At 56.1% G+C, this 25,237-nt stretch carries 27 protein-coding genes; 19 read left to right on the top strand and 8 right to left on the bottom strand.

Annotated elements, in window-relative coordinates; genetic code table 11:
• Positions 1-67: 67 nt before the first annotated feature.
• The 3 genes from M2118_RS01730 to M2118_RS01720 all read left to right on the top strand — a co-directional run bounded on the left by M2118_RS01730 (position 68) and on the right by M2118_RS01720 (position 2,233).
• Positions 68-1,567 carry an APC family permease gene (locus M2118_RS01730; RefSeq protein ID WP_280794235.1) on the top strand — a complete coding sequence of 500 codons (1,500 nt, stop codon included), beginning with the start codon at positions 68-70 and terminating at the stop codon, positions 1,565-1,567.
• A gap of 91 nt (positions 1,568-1,658) precedes the next feature.
• Complete coding sequence (locus M2118_RS01725) at positions 1,659-1,883, top strand: DUF3107 domain-containing protein (protein ID WP_280794234.1); 225 nt, start codon at positions 1,659-1,661, stop codon at positions 1,881-1,883.
• A 5-nt stretch (positions 1,884-1,888) separates the two neighbouring features.
• Positions 1,889-2,233, top strand: coding sequence for a hypothetical protein (locus M2118_RS01720; RefSeq protein ID WP_280794233.1), 345 nt, complete (start codon positions 1,889-1,891; stop codon positions 2,231-2,233).
• Positions 2,234-2,248: 15 nt separating this feature from the next.
• Here M2118_RS01720 and M2118_RS01715 read toward each other — a convergent pair whose 3' ends face one another.
• Positions 2,249-2,971, bottom strand: coding sequence for a ferritin-like fold-containing protein (locus tag M2118_RS01715; RefSeq protein ID WP_280794232.1), 723 nt, complete (start codon positions 2,969-2,971; stop codon positions 2,249-2,251).
• A 138-nt stretch (positions 2,972-3,109) separates the two neighbouring features.
• Between M2118_RS01715 and M2118_RS01710 the strand changes: the two genes are divergently transcribed.
• The 3 genes from M2118_RS01710 to M2118_RS01700 are packed head-to-tail and all read left to right on the top strand — an operon-like array spanning position 3,110 to position 5,622.
• On the top strand, positions 3,110-4,546 hold the full coding sequence (locus M2118_RS01710; protein WP_280794231.1) for a DEAD/DEAH box helicase: 1,437 nt from the start codon (positions 3,110-3,112) through the stop codon (positions 4,544-4,546).
• Positions 4,547-4,557: 11 nt separating this feature from the next.
• Positions 4,558-5,262 (top strand): GAP family protein, encoded by a 705-nt coding sequence (locus tag M2118_RS01705; protein WP_280794230.1) that lies wholly within the window; start codon positions 4,558-4,560, stop codon positions 5,260-5,262.
• A gap of 12 nt (positions 5,263-5,274) precedes the next feature.
• Positions 5,275-5,622, top strand: coding sequence for an antibiotic biosynthesis monooxygenase family protein (locus M2118_RS01700; protein WP_280794229.1), 348 nt, complete (start codon positions 5,275-5,277; stop codon positions 5,620-5,622).
• On the opposite strand, the gene M2118_RS01695 is transcribed toward M2118_RS01700, so the two are convergent.
• Positions 5,610-6,479, bottom strand: a complete 870-nt coding sequence (locus tag M2118_RS01695; protein WP_280794228.1) for a PHP domain-containing protein — start codon at positions 6,477-6,479, stop codon at positions 5,610-5,612. The two genes, M2118_RS01700 and M2118_RS01695, sit on opposite strands and share 13 nt — an antisense overlap.
• A gap of 68 nt (positions 6,480-6,547) precedes the next feature.
• Here M2118_RS01695 and M2118_RS01690 point away from each other — a divergent pair, with 68 nt between their 5' ends.
• A complete protein-coding gene (locus M2118_RS01690) occupies positions 6,548-8,005 on the top strand; it encodes an aminopeptidase P family protein (RefSeq protein ID WP_280794227.1) in 1,458 nt (485 codons plus the stop codon).
• 2 nt (positions 8,006-8,007) lie between these two features.
• Complete coding sequence (locus tag M2118_RS01685; RefSeq protein ID WP_280794226.1) at positions 8,008-8,388, top strand: DoxX family protein; 381 nt, start codon at positions 8,008-8,010, stop codon at positions 8,386-8,388.
• Here the strand turns inward: M2118_RS01685 and M2118_RS01680 are convergent.
• Positions 8,375-9,280 (bottom strand): LysR family transcriptional regulator, encoded by a 906-nt coding sequence (locus tag M2118_RS01680; protein ID WP_280794225.1) that lies wholly within the window; start codon positions 9,278-9,280, stop codon positions 8,375-8,377. The two genes, M2118_RS01685 and M2118_RS01680, sit on opposite strands and share 14 nt — an antisense overlap.
• Positions 9,281-9,369: 89 nt before the next feature.
• Between M2118_RS01680 and M2118_RS01675 the strand changes: the two genes are divergently transcribed.
• From M2118_RS01675 to M2118_RS01660, 4 genes are all read left to right on the top strand, one after another.
• Complete coding sequence (locus tag M2118_RS01675; protein ID WP_280794224.1) at positions 9,370-12,804, top strand: bifunctional proline dehydrogenase/L-glutamate gamma-semialdehyde dehydrogenase; 3,435 nt, start codon at positions 9,370-9,372, stop codon at positions 12,802-12,804.
• Between the two features lie 71 nt (positions 12,805-12,875).
• On the top strand, positions 12,876-14,219 hold the full coding sequence (locus M2118_RS01670) for a magnesium transporter MgtE N-terminal domain-containing protein (protein ID WP_280794223.1): 1,344 nt from the start codon (positions 12,876-12,878) through the stop codon (positions 14,217-14,219).
• 1 nt (position 14,220) lies between these two features.
• Positions 14,221-14,772: a DUF1003 domain-containing protein gene (locus tag M2118_RS01665; RefSeq protein ID WP_280794222.1), complete on the top strand. Its 552-nt coding sequence runs from the start codon at positions 14,221-14,223 to the stop codon at positions 14,770-14,772.
• A gap of 3 nt (positions 14,773-14,775) precedes the next feature.
• Positions 14,776-15,909: an Mrp/NBP35 family ATP-binding protein gene (locus M2118_RS01660; protein WP_280794221.1), complete on the top strand. Its 1,134-nt coding sequence runs from the start codon at positions 14,776-14,778 to the stop codon at positions 15,907-15,909.
• On the opposite strand, the gene M2118_RS01655 is transcribed toward M2118_RS01660, so the two are convergent.
• Positions 15,906-17,342 (bottom strand): aminobutyraldehyde dehydrogenase, encoded by a 1,437-nt coding sequence (locus M2118_RS01655; RefSeq protein ID WP_280794220.1) that lies wholly within the window; start codon positions 17,340-17,342, stop codon positions 15,906-15,908. The two genes, M2118_RS01660 and M2118_RS01655, sit on opposite strands and share 4 nt — an antisense overlap.
• A 123-nt stretch (positions 17,343-17,465) precedes the next feature.
• Between M2118_RS01655 and M2118_RS01650 the strand changes: the two genes are divergently transcribed.
• The 6 genes from M2118_RS01650 to M2118_RS01625 all read left to right on the top strand — a co-directional run bounded on the left by M2118_RS01650 (position 17,466) and on the right by M2118_RS01625 (position 21,540).
• Positions 17,466-17,933: an Lrp/AsnC family transcriptional regulator gene (locus tag M2118_RS01650; protein ID WP_110233958.1), complete on the top strand. Its 468-nt coding sequence runs from the start codon at positions 17,466-17,468 to the stop codon at positions 17,931-17,933.
• A 3-nt stretch (positions 17,934-17,936) separates the two neighbouring features.
• Positions 17,937-19,415: an aspartate aminotransferase family protein gene (locus tag M2118_RS01645; RefSeq protein ID WP_280794219.1), complete on the top strand. Its 1,479-nt coding sequence runs from the start codon at positions 17,937-17,939 to the stop codon at positions 19,413-19,415.
• A 97-nt stretch (positions 19,416-19,512) separates the two neighbouring features.
• A complete protein-coding gene (locus M2118_RS01640; protein ID WP_280794218.1) occupies positions 19,513-20,013 on the top strand; it encodes a methylated-DNA--[protein]-cysteine S-methyltransferase in 501 nt (166 codons plus the stop codon).
• A complete protein-coding gene (locus M2118_RS01635; RefSeq protein WP_280794217.1) occupies positions 20,013-20,630 on the top strand; it encodes a DNA-3-methyladenine glycosylase I in 618 nt (205 codons plus the stop codon). Before M2118_RS01640 ends, M2118_RS01635 begins: the two co-directional genes overlap by 1 nt.
• 119 nt (positions 20,631-20,749) lie before the next feature.
• Entirely contained in the window at positions 20,750-21,160 is a 411-nt protein-coding gene (locus M2118_RS01630; RefSeq protein ID WP_280794216.1) for a hypothetical protein, read from the top strand.
• Entirely contained in the window at positions 21,157-21,540 is a 384-nt protein-coding gene (locus tag M2118_RS01625; RefSeq protein ID WP_280794215.1) for a helix-turn-helix domain-containing protein, read from the top strand. Before M2118_RS01630 ends, M2118_RS01625 begins: the two co-directional genes overlap by 4 nt.
• Before the next feature lie 4 nt (positions 21,541-21,544).
• Here the strand turns inward: M2118_RS01625 and M2118_RS01620 are convergent, their stop codons facing one another.
• Positions 21,545-21,898: a twin-arginine translocase TatA/TatE family subunit gene (locus M2118_RS01620; protein WP_280794214.1), complete on the bottom strand. Its 354-nt coding sequence runs from the start codon at positions 21,896-21,898 to the stop codon at positions 21,545-21,547.
• Positions 21,899-21,961: 63 nt separating this feature from the next.
• On the opposite strand from M2118_RS01620, the gene M2118_RS01615 reads away from it, so the two are divergent.
• Positions 21,962-22,591 (top strand): O-methyltransferase, encoded by a 630-nt coding sequence (locus tag M2118_RS01615; protein ID WP_280794213.1) that lies wholly within the window; start codon positions 21,962-21,964, stop codon positions 22,589-22,591.
• 75 nt (positions 22,592-22,666) lie between these two features.
• Here M2118_RS01615 and M2118_RS01610 read toward each other — a convergent pair whose 3' ends face one another.
• The 3 genes from M2118_RS01610 to dapE all read right to left on the bottom strand — a co-directional run bounded on the left by M2118_RS01610 (position 22,667) and on the right by dapE (position 25,232).
• Complete coding sequence (locus M2118_RS01610; protein ID WP_110233974.1) at positions 22,667-22,837, bottom strand: DUF3117 domain-containing protein; 171 nt, start codon at positions 22,835-22,837, stop codon at positions 22,667-22,669.
• Between the two features lie 113 nt (positions 22,838-22,950).
• Positions 22,951-24,135 carry a hypothetical protein gene (locus tag M2118_RS01605; RefSeq protein WP_280794212.1) on the bottom strand — a complete coding sequence of 395 codons (1,185 nt, stop codon included), beginning with the start codon at positions 24,133-24,135 and terminating at the stop codon, positions 22,951-22,953.
• A gap of 14 nt (positions 24,136-24,149) precedes the next feature.
• Positions 24,150-25,232 carry a succinyl-diaminopimelate desuccinylase gene (gene dapE / locus M2118_RS01600; protein ID WP_280794211.1) on the bottom strand — a complete coding sequence of 361 codons (1,083 nt, stop codon included), beginning with the start codon at positions 25,230-25,232 and terminating at the stop codon, positions 24,150-24,152.
• Positions 25,233-25,237 lie beyond the last annotated feature (5 nt).

The following is a 25,237-nucleotide window of genomic DNA, read 5'->3' as shown; positions in this document are numbered from 1 at the left end:
ACGCAATGTTGAACAACGTTGTTCCGCATGTTTGACCTCGTGCCCATCTCCCCTACGAAAGGTCACCATGTCAGACAAAGGTTCAGTCAGCACCCATATGGGTGATGCTGAGCACCTCGCGGTACTCGGTTATGACGACTCGTTCAAGCGTTCTATGTCCTTCTGGGCGAACTTTGCCCTCGGCTTCACCTACCTCTCCCCCCTGGTCGGTGTGTACTCGCTCTTCGCTGTGGCGTTGAGTGTTGCCGGCCCTCCCTCCATCTTCTGGATCCTCATCGTCGGCGGTGGCCAGCTTCTGGTCTCTCTTGTCTTTGGTGAAGTTGTCTCCCAGTTCCCCATCGCCGGTGGAATCTATCCTTGGGCACGTCGCCTCTGGGGTAAGCGCTATGCATGGATGGCTGCCTGGGTCTACATCTGGGCCATGATTGTCACCACCACCGCTGTTGCGGACTATGGCAGCTTCTTCCTGTCCAGCTTGCTCGATATCGTGCCCTCGCGTGAATCAGAGTTGATTCTCACGTTGATCCTGCTCGGTGTTGCACTGTTGCTGAACTTCGCAGGAACCAAGACCATGGCACGCGTTGCACGTATCGGTTTGGCAGCTGAGCTTTCCGGTGTGATCGTTCTCGGTCTCTACCTGCTCATCTTCCAGCGCCGCAACGACTGGAGCGTTTTCTTCACCGCAATGGGAAACACGGGTGAAGGAAACTACACCGCTGCATTTATTGGTGCCGCTATCGCTGGTCTGTTCCTCTTCTACGGTTTCGAAGCCTGCGGCGACGTTGCTGAAGAAGTCGAGAACCCCGGCAAGCGCATTCCTCGCGCGATGTACCTGACGATTCTGATTGGTGGCGTTTCTGCACTGCTCTCCTTCGCTGGATACGTGATGGCTTCACCTAACCTGATCTCGATCGTCAACGGTGAAGACATGGACCCCATCCCCGGAATCCTCGAGACGTCACTGGGCACCTTCGGCGCCAAGGTATTCCTCGTGATTGCTGTTACCGCATTCCTCTCCTGCGTATTGAGCCTGCAGGCAGCCGCTAGCCGTCTGCTCTACTCGTTCTCTCGCGACGAGATGCTTCCCGGACACAAGTGGATGGGCAAGCTCTCTGCTCGCCAGGTTCCAGCAAACGCGTTGTTGGTAGCAAGCCTGATCCCTGCAATCATTGCGGTGATCGTCTATGTCGGTCCTGCTGGCCTACTTCTGCAGGTCACAGCATTCGCCGTCCTCGGTATCTACATCGCCTTCCAGGCTGTTGTTCTGGCTGCGCTGCGTAAGCGCTTCCAGGGTTGGCAGCCAGCTGGACAGTTCAGCTTGGGTAAGGCTGGCGGTTGGCTCGTGAACATCCTGGCTCTTGCCTGGGGCCTGTTCGCGATGTATCTGCTGGCCAAGCCCGGTGAGTCTGGTGACTTCGTCACCGACTACATCGTGCTGATCGGTTTGGTCATTGTGGCTGGAGTAGGTGCGCTGTACCTCTTCATTGCACGACCAGGTCGTAACACCAATGCACCAGAAAACGATGCTCTCGAGGTCGCAGCCAAGCTGCGTGCTCACCGAGGCTAGTTACTCTCTGCGCGAAAGCGGGGCTCACCGATATGGTGGGCCCCGCTTTTTGTCATAGTGTTGGCTTGTTCGCACTTCGAAAGGTCTTCACATGGAAATTCGCATTGGCATGATCAACACGTCTCGTGAGATTGGTCTGGAGACCTCACAGACCATGGCAGAGGTTGAAACTCTCGTGGCGAACGCGCTCAACGGATCTTCTCCCGTTTTGAAGCTCTCGGACGACAAGGGCAAGGTTTACCTCGTTGCTTCCGCCAACATTGCTTTCGTCGAGGTCGGTTCTGACCAGAACCGTCGCATCGGTTTCGTCGGCTAACACTGATGGAAGCCGTTTACTTCGCGTTCGGCCTTCTTGCCCTTGCACTTATCCTGGGCTTTTTTCTCAAACGATCTGCACCGAAAGACGCAGCTCTCTCGGAACTCGCGGAAACAGTTCCCGTGCCTGCCGCGGAAAAAGTCACTCCTGCGCAGGAGGATTACTCTCACATCACCGCATTACGTGAAAGTGTTGCTGCGCGTCAGCAACAAGAGCGAAAAGTGGGCTCAGTGATGCTGAGTTCCGGCGTGAACTCTGATGCCCACGAACACATTCGTGAAATGGTTGCCAGATTGCAGTCCCTGTCAGGGACGCCCCAGGCAACGAGTTCAACGCTCGAAAACGTCTAACTCAGGTACTGAGTTTTAGGCAGTGAGGCCTAGTTCATCCATGCGGCGAGAGTGCGCGGCAATGAGATCCGTGAATACGGGTTCAATCCGCTCTTCGTCATCGTCACGGTTGTCAGACATGAGTAGGGCAGAACGCGCAACAAGCTGAGTGTCACCCACAAGGCGTCGTCCCCACACCGCTAAGCGTGATGACAAAGTGGGATCTGCCTCAATGCCTTCTTTGAGAAGAACAACAATGACCTCAGCAGAACGGTCTGTCTCGAGCAGAATTTCTACCCGACCAGCAAGAGCCTTAGGAAGTCCTGGCACGAGGCGAATAAAGAAGTCATCTAAGAAACCTGCGGTGAGATAGACGCCCAGCAGCATTTCATACCAGTCGCGTCCACCTGTGAGCTGTTCAAACTTGTCAATGGCTGGAGCAAATGGCTCCATCTCGACCGCGGGATCAACCTTCTTCTTGCGCAGCTCAGCAACCAAACCATGGTGCTTGGCAAGAACTTCTCCCGCAGCAGCACTCAAACCCTCTTTTGCTTCGAGGGTGGGGGCAGCAGTGACCGCACGGGTCAAGGACTCAAAAACAGCAAGTTCGAAGTAGGCAACCTGCGCGAGGAAGGGAACCACATCCGGGGCCATATCCTTCAGATCGACCTTGTCTTCGCGTTCAACCTTCTCTTGACGAGGTTTCAGGGTTGGCGCAACGACTCTGCGCTTGCGCATGCCAAACCAAGAAAAGACCACGCATCAAGCCTATGCCTAAACCGGCATACGAGCGAGGCGAGATAGGCTTGATACGTCGCTACCGGCATCGGATCGGTAGCCCTACGCCTGTGTGACGAATAAAAAGGCGTAGAACCTTTTTATAACGACAGGCACCTCGTGACTTTTGCAGATTTAAATATCGACGCGGACATTGTTGAAGCTCTTGCTTCAAAGGGAATTCTTGAGCCCTTCCCCATTCAAGAACAGACCATCCCTCTCGCTTTGGGCGGTCAGGACATCATTGGCCAGGCTAAGACCGGTACCGGCAAGACCTTCGGTTTCGGTTTGCCCATCATTCAGCGCCTCGGAACCAACCCCGGCCCCGGCGTGAAGGTGCTTGTTGTCGTCCCCACTCGTGAACTGTGTGTTCAGGTTGCTGAAGACATGGAACTGGCCACCTCCAACCGTGAAACCAAGGTTGTTTCTATCTACGGTGGAAAGTCCTACGAAGGCCAGGTAGAGCAGCTCAAGGCAGGCGCCCAGATTGTGGTCGGAACCCCCGGTCGTCTTCTTGACCTCGCCAACCAGCGTTTGCTTTCCCTTGCTGAGATCGAAGAAATCGTTCTCGATGAGGCAGACAAGATGCTCGACCTCGGCTTCTTAGCCGACATCGAGAAGATCTTCTCGCAGACTCCTCCCAAGCGTCACACCATGTTGTTCTCCGCAACCATGCCTGGCCCCATCGTGGCTTTGGCTCGTCGCTTCATGAACAACCCCATCCACATTCGTGCGACCGACCCTGATGAGGGTCTGACACAGGCCAACATCAAGCACTTGGTCTACCGAGCACACAACATGGACAAGGACGAGGTGATTGCTCGCATCCTTCAGGCAGAGGGTCGCGGCAAGACCGTGATCTTCACCCGCACCAAGCGTGCAGCGTCACGTCTGGTTGAAGAACTTACTGACCGCGGCTTCCCCGCTGTTGCCGTGCACGGTGACCTCAACCAGGAACAACGTGAACGTGGCATGGCCCAGTTCAAGTCAGGCAAGAAGGAAATCCTCATTGCTACGGATGTTGCTGCTCGAGGTATTGACGTTGATGACGTCACGCACGTGATCAACCACACCATTCCTGACGAAGACCAGACCTACCTTCACCGCGCAGGTCGTACCGGCCGTGCTGGTAAGACCGGTATTGCGGTGACCTTCGTGGACTGGGAAGACCTGCACAAGTGGGCACTGATCAACAAGGCTCTCGAGTTCGGTCAGCCTGAACCCACCGAGACTTACTCCTCGTCACCTCACCTTTTCACTGACCTCAACATCCCCAGCGATGCCAAGGGGCGCCTCAAGTCCACTCCTCCCACCAAGGATGCTGACGGAACTCACACTGGTCGCCAGCGTGAAGGCCAGAAGCCCGCAGGTTCAGGTTCAGGTGACCGTAACCGTCGCCGCGTGAACAACCCACCCAAGCACGTGAGCCCTGAGGGCACTCACGGCGTTGCTGGTGGAGCTCACGATGGTCGCGGTGAAGAACACCACGACGGCAACAACCCCTCGCGCACACGCACGCGTAACCGTCGTCGCGGCCCAGGTCTCGGCGGAGCATAAGTAGTTCGTTCATGAACATCGGCGAAGATGAAATAGCGCTGTTGGTGCGGGTTATCCCGCTTGCCATCGGTGCTTCCTTCACTCCGTCGTTGCTGGGTCTCCAGCTGCTTTCAACAAGCTCATCGAAGTGGATTCGCCGCAGCATTGCTGTGGCAACCGGTTCGGGTAGCGCATTCCTACTGGCGTGTATTTTGCTCACCGCTGGCTTTGCCACGTTACCCAAGCCTGCGCTGCACTCCCCCGACATCGTCGGTGGGATTGTGTGGTCCTTGGCAGCAGTTGTTCTTCTCGGTGTGGCCATCTGGCTTTTTATTCCGCATCCTGATTTGGCGAGGAAAGCAGAACAGGGGCTCACAAAGCGCATTGCAAAGGCCAAGACAGTTACCTTCTTTGCTTTCGCCTTTGCGTTGAGCATCAAGGACATCACCAGCTTTGCCATGCTTGTCCCTGCTATCCATGATGTGACAGCTGCTCGCATCCCGTGGTGGTTACAACTTCCTACGATTCTTTTGGTTTACATCTTGGCCATGGTGCCAGTGTTGCTTCCTCCGGTCTGGCGTCTTATTCGTGGCGAAAAGGGCAACGTTCAACTCACCAGGATGTTCCGCTACACAATGGATCACCAATTTCAGATCCTTGGAGTCATTGCCGCCATCTTTGCCCTGTATTGCGCATTGATTGCCATTGGCCCCAACGAGTTCGCATTGATCGGCTGAAAGTAGAGACTCATGTATTCAGCACAGTTCATCTTCAAGCCCGGCACCTATGACGACGAGTTCTATCGTCTTGATGACGCCATTGAAGAATTCGTGCAGGCGATGCCTGGCTATCTCGGCGTTGAGCGTTGGCTTGCCCCAGAAGGCGGCGTGAAGAATTCCATTTACTACTTTGCGGATAAAGAGACTCTGAAGGAGTTCTCTCGCTTCCCCGATCACCTCACTGCCAAGGCGGGAGTTCAGCGCTGGTATGACGGCTACGAAGTTGTCATTTCTGAAGTTGTTGCCGCCTATGGCGACGGGAAGATTCCTAGCATTGCCTCTGGAGTCAAAGGCAAGGGTTCCTTCTACGCTGGATAACTCGGCGAAGAACCTGTTCCCTGCTCAATGATCTTGGCCAGCATCTCAGGCTCGGTGGTGTTCTCACCTGGCTGATTGGGCTTGCCTGTGCCGTGATAATCGCTTGAGCCGGTGATGATGAGACCACGTTCAATACATAGCTCCCGCAAGAATGTCTTTCCTGGCTCCATGTTCTCGCGGTGGTCAATCTCGTATCCGCCGAGACCTGCGTCAATCAAACGGTCGATGTATTCCATCGGAGCAACACGTCCCTTGGTGGTGGGGTGCGCAATCACAGGAACTCCGCCAGCTGCACGAATGAGCTTCACGGCATCTACTGGGCCTAAGGCATATTGCGAGACGTAATAGGGGCCATTCTTGGACAGGATGCCATCAAAAGCTTCCCCGCGTTCCGCAATGATTCCTTGCGCCACAAGAGCATCAGCTAAGTGTGGCCGACCCAGAGATTTACCTGAGGCAGATACCTGTTCCATCACGTGGTCCCACGTGATGTCATAGTCCGCGCCCACGTTCTCGGTCATCTGACGGAGGCGGTTCTCGCGGTCATTCTGGAGCTTGTCCAGCTCTTCCGCGAGAGGAGCAAAGTTGGGGTCAACGAGATAAGCCAGGATGTGGATGCTGCCCTGTTCAATACGGGCGCTGAATTCCATGCCGGGGATAAAGGACATCCCGAGGCGCAGGCACTCTTCGCGGGCTTCATCCCAGCCAGCTGCAGTGTCGTGATCCGTGAGCGCCATCGTGCGAATACCGGCGGCGTGAGCTTCTCGGACCACGTCCGTGGGAGATCCCGTGCCATCAGAAACATTGCTGTGGAGGTGAAGGTCGATGGGACCTTGGGCTCTTAAGAATGCTTCCACCCTTTCACTCTATGCCTGACTGGGGACAAGCGAACACTTTCTTCAGCGAGCAGTGCCAGACTGGATGCATGAACGCCGAGGAAGCCACCCACGAGGTCCCCAAAGGCACAGAGAACCGATCCACCACGCCTGGTTCTGACGCCTTCAAGCATTACATCTCCAGCCAGTGGGCTGATCGTGCTGAGGAGATTCCAGAACCTCGCGAACAAGCTTCCTTTGCCGCAGCTCGCCGAGCCGAGCTGAGCAAGAAATATCCAGGCAAGCGCCTGGTCATTCCTGCCGGCGCGATGAAGCGCCGTAGCAATGACACGTTCTTTCACTTCCGTGCCGACTCTGCCTTTAGTTGGTTGACGGGGTGGGGTTCGGACAGCGAACCCGACTCGGTTCTTGTAATGGAACCGACCGCATCGGGTCATGAGTCAACCCTGTATTTCCGCGAGCGCGCAGGCCGCGACTCCGACGAGTTTTATGCCAACAGTGACATTGGTGAGTTCTGGATTGGACCTCGCCCTTCATTGACTCAGGTTGCTGGGGATCTCGGCATTGCCACTCGACACCTGGATGAACTTCCTGCCAAGGATGCAGAAGTTTCAGAACTTGCTGAAGACCTTGCTCAAGATCTCTCTGAGATGCGTTTGGTCAAGGATGAGTTTGAAATCAATGAGATGCGCGAAGCGGTTGCAGCAAGCATCCGAGGCTTTGCCGACATTGCTCGCGTGCTGCCTGCGATTGCGGGCAATAAACGCGGTGAACGTTTGGTGGAAGGCGCATTTGCCTCCCGCGCTCGCTTGGAAGGCAATGGCGTGGGTTACAACACCATTGCTGCCAGCGGTGCCCATGCGTGCATCCTGCACTGGGTGACCAACGATGGGGTGGTCAATGACGGCGACCTCATCTTGATTGATGCGGGCGTGGAGCGAGATAGCTACTACACCGCAGATGTCACCCGCACCCTTCCCGTGAATGGAACCTTTACTCCTATTCAGCGCAAGGTTTACGAAGCAGTGCGAGAAGCAGCTGACGCAGCGTTCGCCATGGTGAAGCCCGGGATTACCTTCCGCGATGTTCACAACACCGCCATGGGCGTGATTGCAAAGAAGACGGCTGAATGGGGCTTGCTTCCCGTCACGGCTGAAGAGGCCCTTCTGCCTGAAAACGGTCACCACCGTCGCTACATGGTTCATGGCACGAGCCACCACCTAGGTATTGATGTTCACGACTGTGCTCAAGCACGTCGTGAGATGTATATGGATGGCATCGTGAAGGAAGGCATGATCTTCACGATTGAGCCCGGTCTCTACTTCCAGCCCGATGACATGACGGTTCCAGAGGAATACCGTGGCATCGGCGTTCGTATTGAGGATGACATTCTGGTCACTGCCACAGGCGCTGAGAACCTCACTATTGCCTTGCCTCGCACCGCTGATGACGTGGAAGCCTGGCTTGCTCCTCACGCAGCTGCCGCAAAAGCACAGAAGGCTGCTCAGATCAAAGCAGACGCACTCGCCAAGAAGAAGCGGAAGTAATCATGACCAAGCGCAGTGTCGGTAGTTGGATTGTCATTGCGCTGTTCACGGTCAGTGGCGTGCTCCACCTGGTCTCACCCGGTGGCTTCCTGTGGTTGATGCCACCAGATCTGGGTGAAAGCACCAACCTCGCGCTGGTCTATGTCAGCGGTGTTGTTGAGCTTGCGTGTGCACTGGGTCTGCTGATGCGCTGGCGCTGGGCGCCTCTGCTCACGGTGCTGACCTTGCTCGCAGTGTGGCCAGCAAATATTTGGTACGCCTTCGACCAACTGGGATCAGAAAACACCGCCCTTACTGTCACAGCCTGGGTACGTCTCCCCCTGCAGATTCCTTTGCTCTGGTGGGCGTGGAAGTCACCTACCCGAGTAACTAGCTCGACGTAATCAACTCCGCAGTACGAGTCAGCACATCGCGGCACACCACAATTGCTGGGCTCTGTGCACTTGCTCGCCTCGCAGCTGTGAACACGGTTCTGCGAGGGTTTCCTGTGAGGTCAATGAGTTCCACCGTCACGGGACGACCAACCCAGGCCAGACCCGTGAGCAATGCCACGGCATTGCCGGACTCCACCAGGCGAATATGCGCTTGGATATCTGCCGTTTCAAATTGCACATCAGGTTCAAACCCTGCCTGACGGCAAGCTTGTTCAGCCCAGTGACGTGAGGCGGTGCCACGTGGTTCCATCACCCAGGGCAATCCAGCTGTATCTGCCAAGTTCTTGATGTTGTGCTCTTCCACGAGTTTCTTGGAGACACCTAAGCGAATGGGATCCGTCGTGAGATCCACTCGGTCCAGTTCCGGATGACGTGGAGCTGCATGGCCTGGGTATTGCTCAGCAATCACGAGATCGAAGTCTCTAGTCCAGGTGGCATGGAGGGCAGCTTCAGGTTCTTGCTGGGTTACTTCAAGGCGCATCTCGGGATATTCCGAACGCACCAGTGTCAGCGCATCAGGAAGAAGCGCAAGTGCAGCCGATTGGAAGACAGCCAGGCGGACTAGTCCGGCTGGACGCTCGAGGGAGGTGGTGACTTCCGCTTCAGCCTGTTCAAGGACTTCGAGAACGGTGGACGTGTGAGCCACCAGAATCTCGGCTTGTGGGGTCAACGTGACGCGGCGTCCACTCTTGCGCAGGAGTGGAACACCCACTTCCTTTTCCAGCAGAGCAAGCTGCTGGGACACGGCGGAAGGGCTGTAGTTGAGGGCTTCTGCCACTTCAGCGAGGGTGCCACGAAGCTTGACTTCACGCAGTAGTCGCAAGCGTCTGAGGTCGAGCATGGCACTCCTTTAAAAGTTAAGTAATTCTAATGAGTATTAGTAACTAATGTGCGCTTTATCTTAAGTCTTATGGGCACCAGACTAGAAGCATGACCGCAGACGCTCTCTCTCCTGAACTTGCCACCGATTCCATTGCGCTCGTGCGCAAATGGTTGACCGAAGCTCAAGGCTTCCCTGTTGACTCGAGTGCCGTGATGCTGGCTGGTGTCTTGAAGGACCCCAACGGTTTGGCCTTCACCGTGGGCTTCGTAGATGGCGTTGTGCGCCCGGAAGATCTGCGCGTTGCCGCCCGCAATCTGAAAGAACTAGCTCCCAAGGTTCCCGCATTCCTGCCTTGGTATATGCGTGCTGCTGTGCGCGTGGGTGGTCTTGTTGCCCCGATACTTCCTGGGGTTGTCATCCCCATCTCACGCAAGGTTCTGCGCAACATGGTGGGACACCTCATCGTGGACGCGACCGATGCCAAGCTGGGCGGCGCAATCGCCAAACTGCGCAAACCTGGTGTTCGCCTGAACGTCAATCTGCTCGGTGAAGCAGTTCTCGGCGAGCGCGAAGCTGCTCGCCGCCTCGAAGGTACTCGTGCACTGCTCGCTCGCGATGATGTCGACTACGTCTCCATCAAGGTGTCTTCCACCGTTGCTCCGCACTCTGCCTGGGCATTCGAGCAGGATGTGGAGCACGTTGTGGAGCGTCTGCTTCCCCTGTTCCACTTGGCAGCTGAAAGCCCCACTCCCAAGTTCATCAACTTGGACATGGAAGAGTTCAAGGATCTCGACATCACCATTGCCGTGTTCACACGCATCCTGGATCGTCCTGAGCTCCTGAACCTCGAAGCCGGCATCGTTCTGCAGGCATACCTGCCTGATGCCCTTGCCGCCATGATCCGCCTGCAGGAATGGTCTGCTGCTCGCCGCGCCCGCGGCGGAGCTGGCATCAAGGTTCGTGTGGTCAAGGGAGCAAACCTCCCCATGGAACGCGTGGAAGCTGCCCTGCACGACTGGCCACTTGCTACCTGGCACACCAAGCAGGACAGTGACACCAACTACAAGCGCGTGATCAACTACGCCCTGCACCCTGACCGCATTGGCAATGTTCGTATCGGTGTTGCAGGTCACAACCTCTTTGACGTGGCCTATGCCTGGCTTCTTGCCGGCAAGCGCGGTGTTCAGTCCGGTATTGAATTCGAAATGCTCCTGGGAATGGCTCAAGGCCAAGCAGAAGCTGTGAAGAAGGATGTGGGCGGACTTCTGCTCTACACACCCGTGGTTCACCCTGCAGAGTTTGACGTGGCTATTGCGTACTTGATCCGTCGCCTTGAAGAAGGTGCATCTCAGGACAACTTCATGTCTGCCGTATTCGAGCTTTCTGCCAATGAAGCTCTCTTTGAGCGCGAGCAGACTCGTTTCTTGAACTCTCTCGCTGAGCTGGACGACAAAGTCCCTGCATCTCACCGCGTGCAGGATCGCACTAAGGCAGCGCAGCCCATGCCCACCGACCGCTTTGAGAACGCGGCCGACACCGACCCCGCTATTGCCGCAAACCGCACCTGGGGCGATGGCATCCTCTCCCGTATTGCAACCTCGAAGCTCGGTGACGACACCGTTGCCAAGCACACCATCAACACTGAGGCAGAGCTAGAGAAGGTCTTTGCAACCGCAACTGGTTCTGGAGCCTCATGGCGTGAGCGTTCTGCCGAGGAGCGCGCAGCGATCCTTCACCGTGCAGGCGAGATCCTCGAAGCACGTCGTGCTGACTTGATGGAAGTAGCAGGTAGTGAAACAGGTAAGACTCTCGACCAGTCAGACCCTGAGGTCACCGAAGCTATCGACTTTGCTCACTACTACGCCGAGCAGGCCAAGAAACTTGGCCGCATCTCCGGTGCTGAGTTTGTACCTGCCGGTTTGACCGTGGTCACTCCCCCGTGGAACTTCCCCGTTGCGATTCCTGCTGGCTCGACTCTGGCCGCACTTGCTGCTGGCTCCCCTGTGATCATCAAGCCTGCAGCACAGGCACGTCGATGTGGTGCTGTCATGGTGGAGGCACTCTGGGAGGCAGGCGTTCCTCGCGATGCACTCCAGCTGGTCAATATGGGCGACCGCGCCCTGGGCAGCAAGCTCGTCTCTGACCCTTGTGTTGACCGTGTGATCTTGACCGGCGGCTACGAAACAGCAGAGCTGTTCCGCTCGCTTCGCCACGACCTGCCTCTTCTGGCAGAAACAAGTGGCAAGAACGCCATCATCGTGACCCCCAGCGCTGACCTCGATTTGGCCGCGAAGGATGTTATTTACTCCGCCTTTGGTCACGCGGGCCAGAAGTGCTCGGCCGCATCGCTCGTTGTCCTGGTGGGATCTGTTGCTACCTCGCAACGTTTCCGCAACCAGCTCATTGATGGTGTCTCCAGCCTCAAGGTTGGCTACCCCCAGGACGCTACCACCCAGATGGGTCCCATCATTGAGCCTGCCAAGGGCAAGCTCCTCTCCGCACTGACCTCGGTTGGCAAGGGTGAGAAGTGGCTCGTTGAGCCCAAGCAGCTCGATGAAACCGGAAAGCTCTGGTCTCCCGGTGTACGCGACGGCGTCAAGGCTGGCAGCGAATACCACCTCACCGAATACTTCGGTCCTGTGTTGGGCATCATGACTGCGCGCACCTTGGAAGAAGCCATCGCACTGGTCAACGCCATTGACTATGGCCTCACTTCGGGCATCCACTCCCTGGATGCTGACGAAGTTGGCCTCTGGTTGGACACGATCCAGGCAGGTAACCTCTACGTCAACCGCGGCACCACCGGTGCCATCGTGCAGCGCCAGCCCTTCGGCGGCTGGAAGAAGTCCGCTGTGGGCGCTGGAACCAAGGCAGGTGGCCCCAACTACCTCTTTGGACTGGGCAACTGGAACATTGCTCCCACTGCAGACATCGGCCAGGCTCCCATTTCCAAGCACGTATTGACGTTGCTGGATGCCATTGAGCGTTCGGAGACCGTCAACGGTGGCGAGCTGGCATGGATTCGTCAGGCAAGCAGTCTGGACCAGTTCGCCTGGTCCACTGAGTTTGGTCAGGCACTGGATGTCTCTCAGCTCGGTGTGGAGCGCAACGTGTTCCGTTACCGCTCTGTACCCACCCAGATTCGCCTGATGGAAGCCGGAAACCCTGTTGAACTCTTCCGCGTGGTCCTGGCAGCTATGCGCGCAGAATCTAACTTCACGGTCTCGGTCCCCGCAACTCTGGGTGAGCGTTACCTGTGGGCTCTGCAAGCAACCGGAATTCGTGTTGACCAGCGCTCGGATGGATCCTGGCTCTCGAGTTTGAACGAGCTGGATCTGACCAACTCGCGCATTCGCCTCATTGGTGGAACTGCAGCTCAGGTCACCGCAGCTACTGACGGTCGCCCTGATGTTGCCGTCTATGCAGGTCCCGTGTTGCTGGCAGGTCGCATTGAGATGCTCCCCTTCCTTCGCGAACAGGCCGTGAGCATCACAGCACACCGCTTTGGAACCCCCAACCACCTCAGCGACGCCCTGATCTAAACATCGTTGTTCACAGACTGTTTGCGCCCCCACGAGGGGCGCAAACAGTGCTTAAAGGGTAGGTTAGAGACGTGACTGGAACACGAGTATTTGTAGCGCGCCTGACCGGCAGCGGCGTATTCGACCCCGCGGGTGACCGCCTGGGTCGTATTCGTGATGTCCTCGTGGTCTATCGCAAGGACAATGCTCCTCGCGTTGTTGGTCTCTTGGCTGAGCTTCCTGGCAAGCGTCGCGTCTTTATCTCCATTGGTCGCGTCTCCAGCATTGGCAGCGGTCAGGTCATCACAACTGGCCCAATTTCTGACCGAAAGTTTGATCAGCGCGGTGGCGAAGTCCGCCTGCTCGCAGAATTCCTAGGCCGCAAGGTCACCTTCAACGACGGTTCCGGCGAAGCCGAAATCGAAGACGCTGCTATTGAAGAGACCGGTCCCGGCGAATGGGCCATCAGCCAGCTCTTTGTGCGCCGCCCCCGCCAAGCAGGCGCTCCCTTCGCGAAGGGCCCCACCGCTCTTGTTCCCTGGTCTCTCATCACCGAGAAGACAACCGAGGGTGAATCTCAATCTGCTGAAGCCCTCATTGCGTCCTACTCCGAACTTCGCCCTGCTGACCTGGCAAATACCCTGTTGGATCTGCCACAGGAGCGCATGCTCGAGGTTGCCGAAGAACTTCCCGATGACCGTCTCGCTGACGTGCTCGAGGAGATGGACGAGAGCGACCAGATTGAGATCATGGCGCAGCTCGACGACGAGCGTGCTGCGGACGTTCTCGATGAGATGGAGCCCGATGACGCGGCCGACCTCATCGCCCAGCTGCCTGAAGAACGTGGTGAACACCTTCTTGAGCTGATGGAGCCTGAGGAAGCAGACGACGTTCGTTTGCTGTTGAGCTTCGGCGCTGACACTGCCGGTGGTTTGATGACCCCCGAGCCCATCATCTTGTCGGCAGAATCAACCGTTGCCGAGGGTTTGGCCATGATTCGCCGTAATGAGACCGCACCTGCCTTGGCAGCAGCAGTCTGCATTACGCTGCCTCCCTACGAATCCCCCACAGGACGATTCTTGGGAATGGTCCACTTCCAGCGCATGTTGCGTTACCCACCACACGAGCGCTTGGGTGCTCTTATTGACCCCGGTCTTGAGCCCATCTCGGTGGACACTCCTGCTGCTGAAGTTTCTCGTATTCTTGCCAGCTACAACCTGGTTTCTGTTCCTGTCATCGATGAAAACCACCGCCTTGTTGGCGTGGTCACCGTCGATGACGTGCTCGACTACTTGCTCCCTGATGACTGGCGCAGCCACGACGACGAAGACACTCCTGCCTCGGCAGCGATGAGTAAACGTGCGCCGAAGAAGCGTCCGGCAACAAAGAGTGCTGCAGCTGCAGCAAAGCCCGCAACCCGAGGAAGGAGGGGCTGACATGGCACGAAGCAACCGTCACGATGAAAGCTTCGACTCCCCCAAAGGTTTCAGCGCGCTGAACCCACGTCCCTCACGCTCGAGGGACCGCTTTGGTCGATTCACTGAAACCATTGCTCGAGGTATGGGTACTCCTTGGTTCCTGTTGGGCCTCAGCATCTTTGCTGTGGTGTGGATGTTGTTCAACACCTTTGCTCCAGAGCCTTGGCGTTTTGACTCCTATGCAATTGGCTTCACAGCTCTAACCCTGATTCTGTCCTTGCAGGCGTCTTATGCAGCACCCATGATCCTGCTGGCGCAGAACCGCCAGGATGACCGTGACCGTGTTCAGTTTGAGCAAGACCGCCAGCGTGCTGAGCGCAACCTTGCTGATACTGAATACCTTGCACGTGAAGTTGTTGCACTGCGCCTGGCGATGAAGGACATGGCCACCAAGGACTTCATCAAGGCTGAACTTCGTGCCCTGCTTGAGGAACTCGAGAAGGACGACGAACCAGCCAAGCCCGTCGCCAAGAAGCCCGCCACGCGTCCAGCAAATCGTTCTGCCAAGTAACACGTGAGCAATCACACCGAGTTAGTGCGTGAGGCTGCGGGGGCAGTAATCGACCCCGAGCTTCGCCGCAGCCTGGCTGATCTCGGCATGATCGGTGCTGTCTCTGTTGAGAACAGCACTGCATCAATCGAGGTTCGCCTGACAATTGCCGGCTGCCCAGCAGCACAGAAGATTGAAAGTGATGTTCGCGCTGCAGCTGAGAGTGTTTCAGGCATTGAAGATGTCACTGTTGATGTTCAGGTGATGACGGCAGAAGAACGTGCTGAGCTTCTGGGTCGCCTGCGACCCGGCGGTGCCAAGCAGAACCCCTTCGGCCCTGGCACGCTCACTCGTGTTATTGCCGTCACCAGCGGCAAGGGCGGCGTGGGAAAGTCCACCATGACCGCAAACCTTGCTGCAGCAATAGCTAAGCAAGGTTTCCGCGTGGGCATCTTGGATGCCGATGTCTACGGCTTCTCTATTCCTGCCCTCATGGGTCTTGCTCCTGGCGGAGTAGCCGCCAAGCCCACACGACTGGATGACATGATCGTGCCGCCTGTGGGTCATGATGTGAAGGTCATCAGCATTGGCATGTTCGTGGAAAACACCAATGCAGCTGTTGCGTGGCGTGGCCCCATGTTGCAGCGAACGATCACCCAGTTCCTGACCGACGTTTACTTCGGTGACCTCGACTTCCTCCTGCTTGACTTGCCTCCTGGCACTGGTGACGTGGCGATCACCGTGGGTCAGCAACTACCCAATGCTGAAGTACTCGTTGTGACCACGGGTCAGACTGCAGCCAGCGAGGTTGCTGTTCGGGCCGGCGTCGTTGCACGCCAGACCGGCCAGCGCATCTTGGGCGTGGTGGAGAACATGGGGCCTCTGGTCTTGCCTGATGGTTCAGCACTTGCTCTGTTTGGTGAGGGTGGCGCTGAGACGGTTGCTAATGAACTCAGCATTGGCCAAGACAAGGCGGTTGACGTTCTAGCCAAGATTCCGTTGAGCTTAGGCCTTCGTGAAGGCGGCGACGAGGGAACCCCCATCGTGCTGTCCAACCCTGCAGATCCTGCAGCTCAGGCCATTACAGAACTGGCCCGCGTGATTGCTCACAGCGGGCCCAGTCGTGCAGGAATAAACCTCGGAATTACTCCGGCTTAGTTCCCGATGTAGCTCATCACGTGCTTGATGCGCGTGTAGTCATCAAAGCCGTATCCGGAGAGGTCCTTGCCGTAACCGGAGTGCTTGAAGCCACCGTGAGGCATCTCCGCAACGATGGGGATGTGGGTGTTGATCCACACGACACCAAAGTCCAGTTTCTTCGCCATGCGCATCGCGCGGCCGTGGTTCTGAGTCCACACCGATGACGCCAGTGCGTAGTTCACGTCGTTTGCCCATGTCAGCGCCTGTGCTTCATCGGTGAACTTCTGTACGGTCATCACAGGTCCGAAGATTTCGTTCTGGATAGCCTCATCGGTCTGCTTGAGACCGGAGATGATGGTTGCTTCGTGGAAGTAGCCACGAGAATCCACTCGGTTACCACCGAGTTCAATGGTGGCGTTGTCAGGAAGACGCTCAATGAAGCCTTGGACTTGAGCCATCTGGTTCACGTTGTTGACGGGGCCAAACATGGTGCTGGCATCCAGCGGCGAACCGGTGATGGCGTTCGCACGTGCATACTTCACAAGCTCAGCCATGAATTCGTCATAGATGCCTGCCTGCACGAGCAGACGCGTTGCTGCGGTGCAGTCTTGGCCAGCGTTGAAGTAACCAGCGCCGACAATGCCTTCTACGGCAGAAGGAATATCTGCATCGTCGAAGACGATGACGGGCGCCTTGCCTCCCAGTTCGAGGTGGACGCGCTTGAGGTCGGTTGCGGCGCTCTTGGCCACTTCCATACCGGCACGAACAGAACCCGTAATGGAAATCATCTGCGGAGTCTTGTTCTCCACCATGGCCTTGCCAGTGTCTCGGTTACCCATGACAGCGTTGAATACACCTGCAGGCAGGAACTCAGAAGCCATCTCTGCCAGAAGCATGGTGGAGGCAGGAGTGGTGTCAGAAGGCTTGAGAACGATGGTGTTACCCGCAGCAATAGCGGGAGCGAACTTCCACACCGCCATGTTCAGTGGATAGTTCCAGGGGGTGACCTGGCCAATAACACCGATAGGTTCGCGGCGGATCATCGAGGTGTGGTCTGCCATGTATTCGCCGGCGGACTTGCCTTCGAGGTGTCGTGCTGCGGTGGCGAAGAAACGAATCTGGTCTACCGAAGGCATGATTTCGTATTCCACGAGTGTCTCAAGCGGCTTACCGGTGTCTTTGGACTCCACTTCGGCAAACTCACGAGCACGGGATTCCATCGCATCTGCAATGCGGAACAGTGCCAAGGAGCGCTCACTGGGGGTGGTGTCTCCCCACGCTTCGAATGCTGTTGCCGCGGCGCCATAGGCGTCGGCAACATCCTTCTCATTAGAGATGGGGCTGGTGGCATAAACCTCTTCAGTGGCGGGGTTGAGAATGTCCAGACGTTCATCCGAGCTGGATTCCACAAACTGGCCGTTGACGAAGTTCTTCAATGCGTGAGTACTCATGAACTCAGCATAAAGCGAAAACCGATAGTAAATGAAGGGGTTTTCTGAGGAATTCGTAGTTTTATCCACAAAAAAGTGCGGTTTCACTTGCTTCGGGTGTTTTTTCCTGCCAGAATCAAGCGCATGAACTCTAAGACTCGCGCCGCGCAGCTCGATGATGTGTCCAAGGCCATCATTGAACAGTTGCAAGAAGACGGTCGCCGCTCCTATGCCGAAATCGGCAAGGCGGTGGGTCTTTCTGAGGCTGCTGTGCGCCAGCGCGTGCAGAAGCTGACCGAAGCTGGCGTGATGCAGGTGGTCGCCGTAACCGACCCCATGCAACTCGGGTTCTACCGCCAAGCAATGATCGGCCTGCGCTGCTCGGGAGACACCCGCGCCATCGCCGACAAGCTGGCTGCATTAGAAGCCGTCGATTACGTGGTGCTCACCGCCGGGTCATTCGACATCATGGCTGAAGTTGTCTGTGAGTCAGATGAAGATCTCATCAATCTTCTCAACGAACAGATCCGAAAGCTTGAGGGAGTGGTTTCAACCGAAACCTTCGTATACCTCAAGCTCCACAAACAGTTATATAACTGGGGAACGCGATAAAAAATGCCGTTATTCACCTCTCGGAAAACCAAGAATGCAGCTCACGCTGCATCGTCCACTCCTGCTGCAACACCCGCAGCTGCAACTGAGGCAGAGAAGCCTTATGTAGCACCTGTTTATGACAACAAGGACCTTCAGAAGAAGGCCAACGACCACCTGTGGATGCACTTCACACGTCAGTCGGTCATGCACGAGAACGGTGTGCCCATCATCGTCAAGGGTGACGGTCACATGATCACCGACATCCAGGGCAAGAGCTACATCGATGGCCTCTCCGGTCTGTTCGTTGTGAACGCTGGCCACGGACGTAAGCGTCTGGCTCAGGCTGCTGCCAAGCAGGCTGAAGAGCTCGCCTTCTTCCCCATCTGGTCTTACGCACACCCTTCCGCTATTGAGCTGGCTGACCGCCTCGCTGACTACGCACCTGGTGATTTGAACAAGGTCTTCTTCTCCACCGGTGGTGGTGAAGCTGTTGAAACCGCTTTCAAGCTGGCTAAGCAGTACTGGAAGAAGATGGGCAAGCCCACCAAGCACAAGGTGATTTCTCGCTCTGTTGCGTATCACGGAACCCCTCAGGGTGCTCTGTCGATCACCGGTATCCCTGCGATGAAGGAAATGTTCGAGCCACTGGTTCCCTCAACCTTCCGCGTTCCCAACACCAACTTCTATCGCGCTGAACAGCACGCTGACGACCTCTACGCATTCGGTCAGTGGGCAGCAAACCGCATCGAAGAGATGATTGAGTTCGAAGGTCCCGACACTGTTGCAGCTGTCTTCCTTGAGCCCGTTCAGAACTCCGGTGGCGCGTTCGCACCACCTCCCGGATACATGGAGCGCGTGCGCGAGATCTGCGACAAGCACGACGTCCTCATGGTTTCCGATGAGGTTATCTGTGCATTCGGTCGAATCGGTGAAATGTTTGCCTGCAACGCCTATGGCTACATTCCCGACATGATCACCTGCGCCAAGGGTATGACCAGCGGTTACTCCCCTATCGGTGCAACCATCATCTCCGACAAGATCTACGAGCCCTTCTCCAAGGGAACCAGCTACTTCCCTCACGGTTACACCTTCGCAGGTCACCCCGTGTCGGCAGCTGTTGCCATCGAGAACCTCAACATCTTCGAAGAAGAGAAGCTCAACGAGAACGTGCGCACCAACTCGCCATTGTTCCGTGCAGAGCTGGAGAAGCTGCTCGACATCCCCATCGTCGGTGACGTGCGTGGTGACGGTTACTTCTTCGCAATCGAACTCGTCAAGGACAAGGCCACCAAGGAGACCTTCAACGACGCCGAGTCCGAGCGTCTGCTGCGTGGCTTCCTCTCCAAGGCTCTCTATGACGCAGGTCTGTTCTGCCGTGCAGATGACCGTGGAGACCCCGTAGTTCAGCTTGCTCCACCGCTGACTATTGGACCCAAGGAGTTCACTGAGATCCGCGAAATTCTTGAGGGTGTCCTCAAGGAAGGCGCAAAGATCGTCTAACACTCTGGCTCGGTAGGGTTTCGTCGCCACTACCTGATGTCAGTATCCCAATGGGGCTGCTACCGCTTGCGGTGGCAGCCCCATTATCTTTGTAGGTATGACCTCCACCTTTGCCACGATTGAGTCACCGCTGGGTCGCATTGAGCTAACCAGCGATGGCGAAGCCATCACCTTTCTCAGCATTGAAGGCGTCGAGGGTTCTCCCCACGGGCGCTTGCAGCACGGTGGACGCCCTGGTGAGCCCGACAAGGTGATTAAGCAGGCCACCAAAGAACTCGGCGAATACTGCGCAGGTAAGCGTCACGACTTTGACGTTCCGGTGAAGTTGGTGGGAACACCTTTCCAGCAGGCCATCTGGCATGAGCTTCTTGCAATCCCCTATGGCGGACATGCCTCCTATGGTGACCTTGCAGCCCGGGCCGGTAATCCCAAAGCCGCGCGTGCTGTGGGAGGTGCCGTGGGAGCCAACCCTGTGCCGATTATTGTTCCGTGCCACCGCATCCTGGCTGGCAACAGCAAGCTCACCGGCTACTCCGGTGGTTCAGGTGTTCCGACCAAGATTCAGCTCTTGGACATCGAGGGCATCAACTACAAGTAATGGCCTACAACAATCTCGAGATTGGCGAAGACGGTCTCGCTCGCTGCGGTTGGGTGGGCACTGATCCCGAATACATCCGCTATCACGATGAAGAGTGGGGCGTGAAGCTCCTGGGCGACCAGAAGCTCTTTGAAAAGCTTTCTCTAGAAGCTTTCCAAGCAGGACTCAGCTGGATCACCATTCTCAAGCGTCGCCCCGGGTTCCGCGAAGCCTTCTCCAACTTCGACATCTCAACGGTTGCTGGTTACTCAGATGACGACGTGGAGCGCTTGATGCAAGATGAGCGCATCATTCGTAATCGAGCCAAGATTGTGGCGACGATTGAGAATGCCAAGGTGGCTCAGTCAATGCTTGCTCAGTCCCCTGGCGCCTTACATGACCTGATTTGGTCATTCCAGCCGATGTCGAGGCAGCGCGCCAATGCCTGCGCCGGTGATGATCAGGCGCGCTATGAAACACTCGCAGAAGTGCCTGCTGTGACGACCGAGTCTGAACAGCTCAGCAAAGCGCTGAAGAAACTGGGCTTCAAGTTCGTGGGCGCCACCACGATGTATGCATTGATGCAATCAGCGGGACTGGTCGATGACCATCTAGCTGGTTGTCACCGAGCGCACTAGTCCTGCACATTTGCTTTCTGCATAATCTGCCCACTGCATTTCGAATGCAGTGATGAGGATATTCATTACCTGCCAATGTTGAGCTTTCTCTTTCCAGCTCAACATCAAAGGAAACCTCTATGTCAGATTGGTCTGTTGAAATTGAGAACGGAGAATTCAGTAAATTTTATCTCTCACTTCCCGAATACGAACGTGTTGTCATCACCTCAGCAATTACCCAGATCCTGAGTAAAGAAGGTATTGGAATTTGCGCCAGCGAATGGGGGAAACCGTTAGGAGGTGGTCTTTACGAATTTAGGATAGGGAAATCTCTCAACGCAATTTCACAGCATGCTCAAAAAATGTCTCACATTCGAACAGAACCTCAAGCGCATATTCAAGTATTGATTCGCATATTTTGCACTTTCTATGGCGACAAAATGATCGTCATTCACCATGGATATGACAAAAAACGAGATCCCTCCCATAAACGCCAGCAGCGTGAAATTGCCAAAGCTAGAAAAATTCATGAACGTTGGAAAAGGAGTTGAGTAAAAAAGTGTTTAATCACATAATTATGAGTATGGGCAAAAGAAAAACACAGACCATTTCATTTGATGTCTTGATGCAGGAGAGCCAAAAATCCTGGACAGAAGCTGAATGGGAACTCTACGAAGCAGTTTCTGCTGATTTTCAGAAGGAAGTCCACGACCGCAAGGAACTGGGAGCCACCCTCAACGCGGCTCGAAAAGAACTTGCGCTAACCCAACCCCAACTAGCTCTCAAAGCAGACATTCAGCAAGCCGAAATCAGCCGTATTGAACGAGGAGTGGGGAATCCCACAGCTACAACCCTGTTTCGACTGACTCACGCTTTGGGACTGAAAATGACTTTCTTGCCAGCAGATAAAGCAGAATCCGCACGCCAATGAGGCTTTAGGTCGACTCCAGGTCAAAAGGCGTGGAGGCATTGGTGTCTCGCACCACAGGCTTCTTCACGACAGGTGCAGCTGCGGCAGGTACCTTGGCAGCAGGGGCATCGTCGAGAAGCGCCTCACGAATGATGCGGCGTGGGTCGTATTGGCGAGGGTCGAGTTTCTTCCACTCGTCCTCATCAAAATCGTCACCGAGTTCTTCTTTGATGCGATCTTTCGCTCCCGAGCTCATCTCTTTGAGCTTGCGCACGAATTGTCCAAATTTTGCCGAGTAAGCAGGCAGGCGTTCGGGACCAATAACGAAGACAGCAATCACTCCAATCAGGAGTAATTTCTCGAAGGTCAAACCAAACACACTACGAGACTACCGCGCCTAAACACAGGGATAGCTCTACGCTTGGGAAGCAAGGAGACTGACGTGACACACAACGAACTAACGTGGAAGTTCCTCAACGAATTTGATGTTGAGTCGAGCACCCAGGCTAAAGCCCGCTCTATTTCACTTGAGCACGGCGTGAACGTGATTTCACCTGCTGTCGGAGCACAGCTTGCGCTCGTAGCTGCAGCAACCAACGCGACCAACATCATCGAGATCGGCACAGGTCTCGGTCTTTCCGGTCTGTGGCTCTTGGCTGGCGCTCCTGAGGCAACGTTGACCTCGATCGACCCTGAGTTTGAATACCACGAGCAAGCTCGTGAGCTGTTCACCGAAGCTGGCTACCCTGCAAGCCGCGTGCGCTTGATCACGGGTAAGGCTTTGGACGTTCTTCCTCGCATGAACGAGAACAGCTACGACATCGTTCTCGTGGATGGCGACCCTGCACAGGTTGCGCAGAACGTTGAACACGCTCTGCGCTTGGTCCGTGTGGGTGGAACTGTTCTCGTCCCTCACATCTTGCAGGACGGCGACATCGCGAACCCCGCTAAGCGCGCGGGCGTCATTGCTGGCTTCCGAAGCGTGCTCACCGAGGCAACCGAGTCTGAAAACATCGTGGTTGCTCTCTCCCCCGCCGGAGATGGTCTGCTGCAGTTCACCAAGATTGCATAGCTCCTGATTTCATAAGAAAACCCCCGCTCTTGTGAGCGGGGGTTTTCTTATTCGGTTTCCCGAAGAAGTTGTTTGCTAGGCAGGAACTACCTTGGCCAAAACGTCGTGAAGCTCCTTCGCTTCAGCGTCGTTGACGGAGACGACCAGACGGCCACCACCTTCGAGAGGAACGCGCACAATAATGAGGCGACCTTCCTTGACAGCCTCCATGGGTCCGTCGCCGGTCCGTGGCTTCATTGCAGCCATTTAGGCCACCCCTTTCACTTACTTTGTGTCCTTCTATTATCCCGTATTGTTTGGTGCCCAAAAACCACATGAAGGGCTCAAACAGCTACGAAATCCGTTGTTTCGGACAGGTTTTAGGGCGGACTCCAGTCGTATCCGTCAATACGCCAGCAGATCAAGAGCCAGCCCCACTGGAGCACGATGAACAGCACCACCATGATTACGCGATAGACCTTGGACTTCGGTGCTGCGAGAGCTCCTAAAGCCGGGAATAAAGGGGCCAGGAGTCGGAAGGTGCTGGACTGAGGGAAGAACACTGCCAAGACATAGAGCGCGTAGCTGGCCAACCAGAATCGCACGTCCACGCCCAGCTTTTTCACCGCAGGAGTGAAGAGGAATACAAAGAAACCCACCACGAGAACACCGAGCAGAATGTATCCACCAACTTCGGGATAGCCAAAGCTCGTAGTCCACCACTGAGCAGCATGAATCCACGGCGTGAAGGGGACGAGTTCTTGGTACCCGATGTAGGCAGAGCGCCATGCTAATTCTGTGTCGAGATAGGTGTTTGGCACTCCTGTTGCCCAACCCGCAATGAACATCCAGGCAAACCCTGCCACAGCAGAAACAAAAGCGACGAATGCCAGCAGCACACGCTCTCGCGTGGGGAAGCGTGAGCGCTTTCTCTTTGCAAAGCGATAGATCCAGTGCAGGCCAATAGCCAATGCCACGGCTAAAGCACCAGGTCTCGTCAGTGCCAACACAATCACTACAGGGATGACCCAGCCATAGAGCCTGCGCTGCATGAGCAGAATCACTAGAGCAATCAAGAACAATTGCATGGACTCGGCATAGGCCAGCTGGAACAGCGGAGAGACCGGGGAAACGGCGAACAGCACGATGGCAAAGAGTGCCTGCTGTGCAGGCACGTACTTGATCAAGACTTTGTAAAAGACAAGCGAAGCTGCCCATGCAAACAACACCGAGATGACGACACCTGAGATGCTCCAGGGAAGTCCCGTCAGGACCATCAACCCACGAACGATGGCCGGGTAGGCAGGCAAGAACGCCCAGGCGTTCTCGGCTATGTGGCCATCCTCGGTATAGGGAATCTCATGTGGATAGCCAACCTCGGCAATGATGTTGTACCATCGGCCATCCCACATGGTGGAGAAATCCCATAGTGAAGGTTGCGCACCGGTCCACGCGTTCTCTGCTTGCTGGCTCGCCAGCACCAGCAACATGCCGGTGGAGATAGCTCGGCCGAGCATGAACACCAAAGTGACTTGGAGCCACCACGGAAGTCGAGTTTTTGTCATCCCCCGAAGACCATTTACGTGGTCAGCCAGCTCCGGAGAGCGCGTTCGCACTCCAGAATCTGGGAAGTGAGCACACGCTCGTCATCGGTGTGGGCCAGGGAAGGATCACCGGGGCCAAAGTTCACAGCAGGAATACCCAGCGCCGAGAAGCGTGCCACATCTGTCCAGCCATACTTAGGGCTGGGTTCAGCGCCCACCGCTGCAACAAAGTCCTGTGCCAACGTGGCGGTCAGTCCAGGACGAGCACCCTCGGCGCTATCAGTGACAACGACATCAAATCCGGCAAAGACTTCTTCGACATGAGCAAGCGCCTGGGCAACGTTCTTATCGGGTGCGAAGCGGTAGTTCACGGTTAGCGCTGCCTCATCAGGAATGACATTGCCGGCAACCCCACCAGAGACTCCCACAGCACTAAGGCCTTCGCGGTAGTCGAGGCCGTCCACGGTCACGGTGGCAGGGCTGTAAGACGCGAGAGAGGCAAGAGCAGGTGCAAGCTTATGAATGGCGTTCTCGCCCTTCCAGGCACGTGCTGAGTGTGCGCGCACGCCCTGCGTGCGCACCTCCACGCGGAGGGTGCCATTGCAGCCACCTTCCACGGTGGAATTACTGGGTTCACCCAAGATGGCGAAGTCTCCATGCAGAAGTTCAGGGGACTGTGCCGCGAGACGACCCAAGCCGTTGAGCTCAGAAGCTACCTCTTCGTTGTCGTACCAGATCCAGGTGATGTCGTAGGCGGGTTCAGTGAGCTCTGCAGCGAGTTTCACTGCCACAGCCACACCTGCCTTCATGTCGACTGTTCCGCGGCCCCACAGCCACTCGGCGCCTTCATCTTCGCTGTAGCGAACAGGAAGGTTGTTATTGACCGGAACAGTGTCGAGGTGACCTGCAATAACCACACGCTGCGCACGGCCGAGGTTGGTCTTTGCCACCAGAGCATTGCCATTGCGAATGATCTCCAGGTGAGGCAGATTCGACAGCGCCGATTCAATGGCATCAGCCAACGTCTTCTCATTACCTGAAACCGACTCAATGTTGCAGATGTCGGCGGTGAGCTCCACGCTTGAGCGCGAGAGATCAAGCATCGGGGTGGAAGACATGCCCC

Source organism: Aurantimicrobium minutum, assembly GCF_029892845.1.
In the GTDB taxonomy this organism is placed as follows: Bacteria; Actinomycetota; Actinomycetes; order Actinomycetales; family Microbacteriaceae; genus Aurantimicrobium; species Aurantimicrobium minutum_B.
Note: the sequence above shows the minus strand (reverse complement) of the source record. Positions and strands in the feature narration are given on the sequence as shown.

Excerpts from the sequence above, each read along its gene's own strand:
- M2118_RS01720 (WP_280794233.1), top strand. The coding sequence starts at position 1,889 with ATGGAAGCCGTTTACTTCGCGTTCGGCCTTCTTGCCCTTGCACTTATC.
- M2118_RS01675 (WP_280794224.1), top strand. The coding sequence starts at position 9,370 with ATGACCGCAGACGCTCTCTCTCCTGAACTTGCCACCGATTCCATTGCG.
- M2118_RS01605 (WP_280794212.1), bottom strand. The coding sequence starts at position 24,135 with ATGACAAAAACTCGACTTCCGTGGTGGCTCCAAGTCACTTTGGTGTTC.
- M2118_RS01690 (WP_280794227.1), top strand. The coding sequence starts at position 6,548 with ATGAACGCCGAGGAAGCCACCCACGAGGTCCCCAAAGGCACAGAGAAC.
- M2118_RS01700 (WP_280794229.1), top strand. The coding sequence starts at position 5,275 with ATGTATTCAGCACAGTTCATCTTCAAGCCCGGCACCTATGACGACGAG.
- M2118_RS01680 (WP_280794225.1), bottom strand. The coding sequence starts at position 9,280 with ATGCTCGACCTCAGACGCTTGCGACTACTGCGTGAAGTCAAGCTTCGT.
- dapE (WP_280794211.1), bottom strand. The coding sequence starts at position 25,232 with ATGTCTTCCACCCCGATGCTTGATCTCTCGCGCTCAAGCGTGGAGCTC.
- M2118_RS01705 (WP_280794230.1), top strand. The coding sequence starts at position 4,558 with ATGAACATCGGCGAAGATGAAATAGCGCTGTTGGTGCGGGTTATCCCG.
- M2118_RS01635 (WP_280794217.1), top strand. The coding sequence starts at position 20,013 with ATGGCCTACAACAATCTCGAGATTGGCGAAGACGGTCTCGCTCGCTGC.
- M2118_RS01730 (WP_280794235.1), top strand. The coding sequence starts at position 68 with ATGTCAGACAAAGGTTCAGTCAGCACCCATATGGGTGATGCTGAGCAC.
- M2118_RS01640 (WP_280794218.1), top strand. The coding sequence starts at position 19,513 with ATGACCTCCACCTTTGCCACGATTGAGTCACCGCTGGGTCGCATTGAG.
- M2118_RS01610 (WP_110233974.1), bottom strand. The coding sequence starts at position 22,837 with ATGGCTGCAATGAAGCCACGGACCGGCGACGGACCCATGGAGGCTGTC.
- M2118_RS01665 (WP_280794222.1), top strand. The coding sequence starts at position 14,221 with ATGGCACGAAGCAACCGTCACGATGAAAGCTTCGACTCCCCCAAAGGT.
- M2118_RS01645 (WP_280794219.1), top strand. The coding sequence starts at position 17,937 with ATGCCGTTATTCACCTCTCGGAAAACCAAGAATGCAGCTCACGCTGCA.
- M2118_RS01685 (WP_280794226.1), top strand. The coding sequence starts at position 8,008 with ATGACCAAGCGCAGTGTCGGTAGTTGGATTGTCATTGCGCTGTTCACG.
- M2118_RS01630 (WP_280794216.1), top strand. The coding sequence starts at position 20,750 with ATGTCAGATTGGTCTGTTGAAATTGAGAACGGAGAATTCAGTAAATTT.
- M2118_RS01655 (WP_280794220.1), bottom strand. The coding sequence starts at position 17,342 with ATGAGTACTCACGCATTGAAGAACTTCGTCAACGGCCAGTTTGTGGAA.
- M2118_RS01650 (WP_110233958.1), top strand. The coding sequence starts at position 17,466 with ATGAACTCTAAGACTCGCGCCGCGCAGCTCGATGATGTGTCCAAGGCC.
- M2118_RS01725 (WP_280794234.1), top strand. The coding sequence starts at position 1,659 with ATGGAAATTCGCATTGGCATGATCAACACGTCTCGTGAGATTGGTCTG.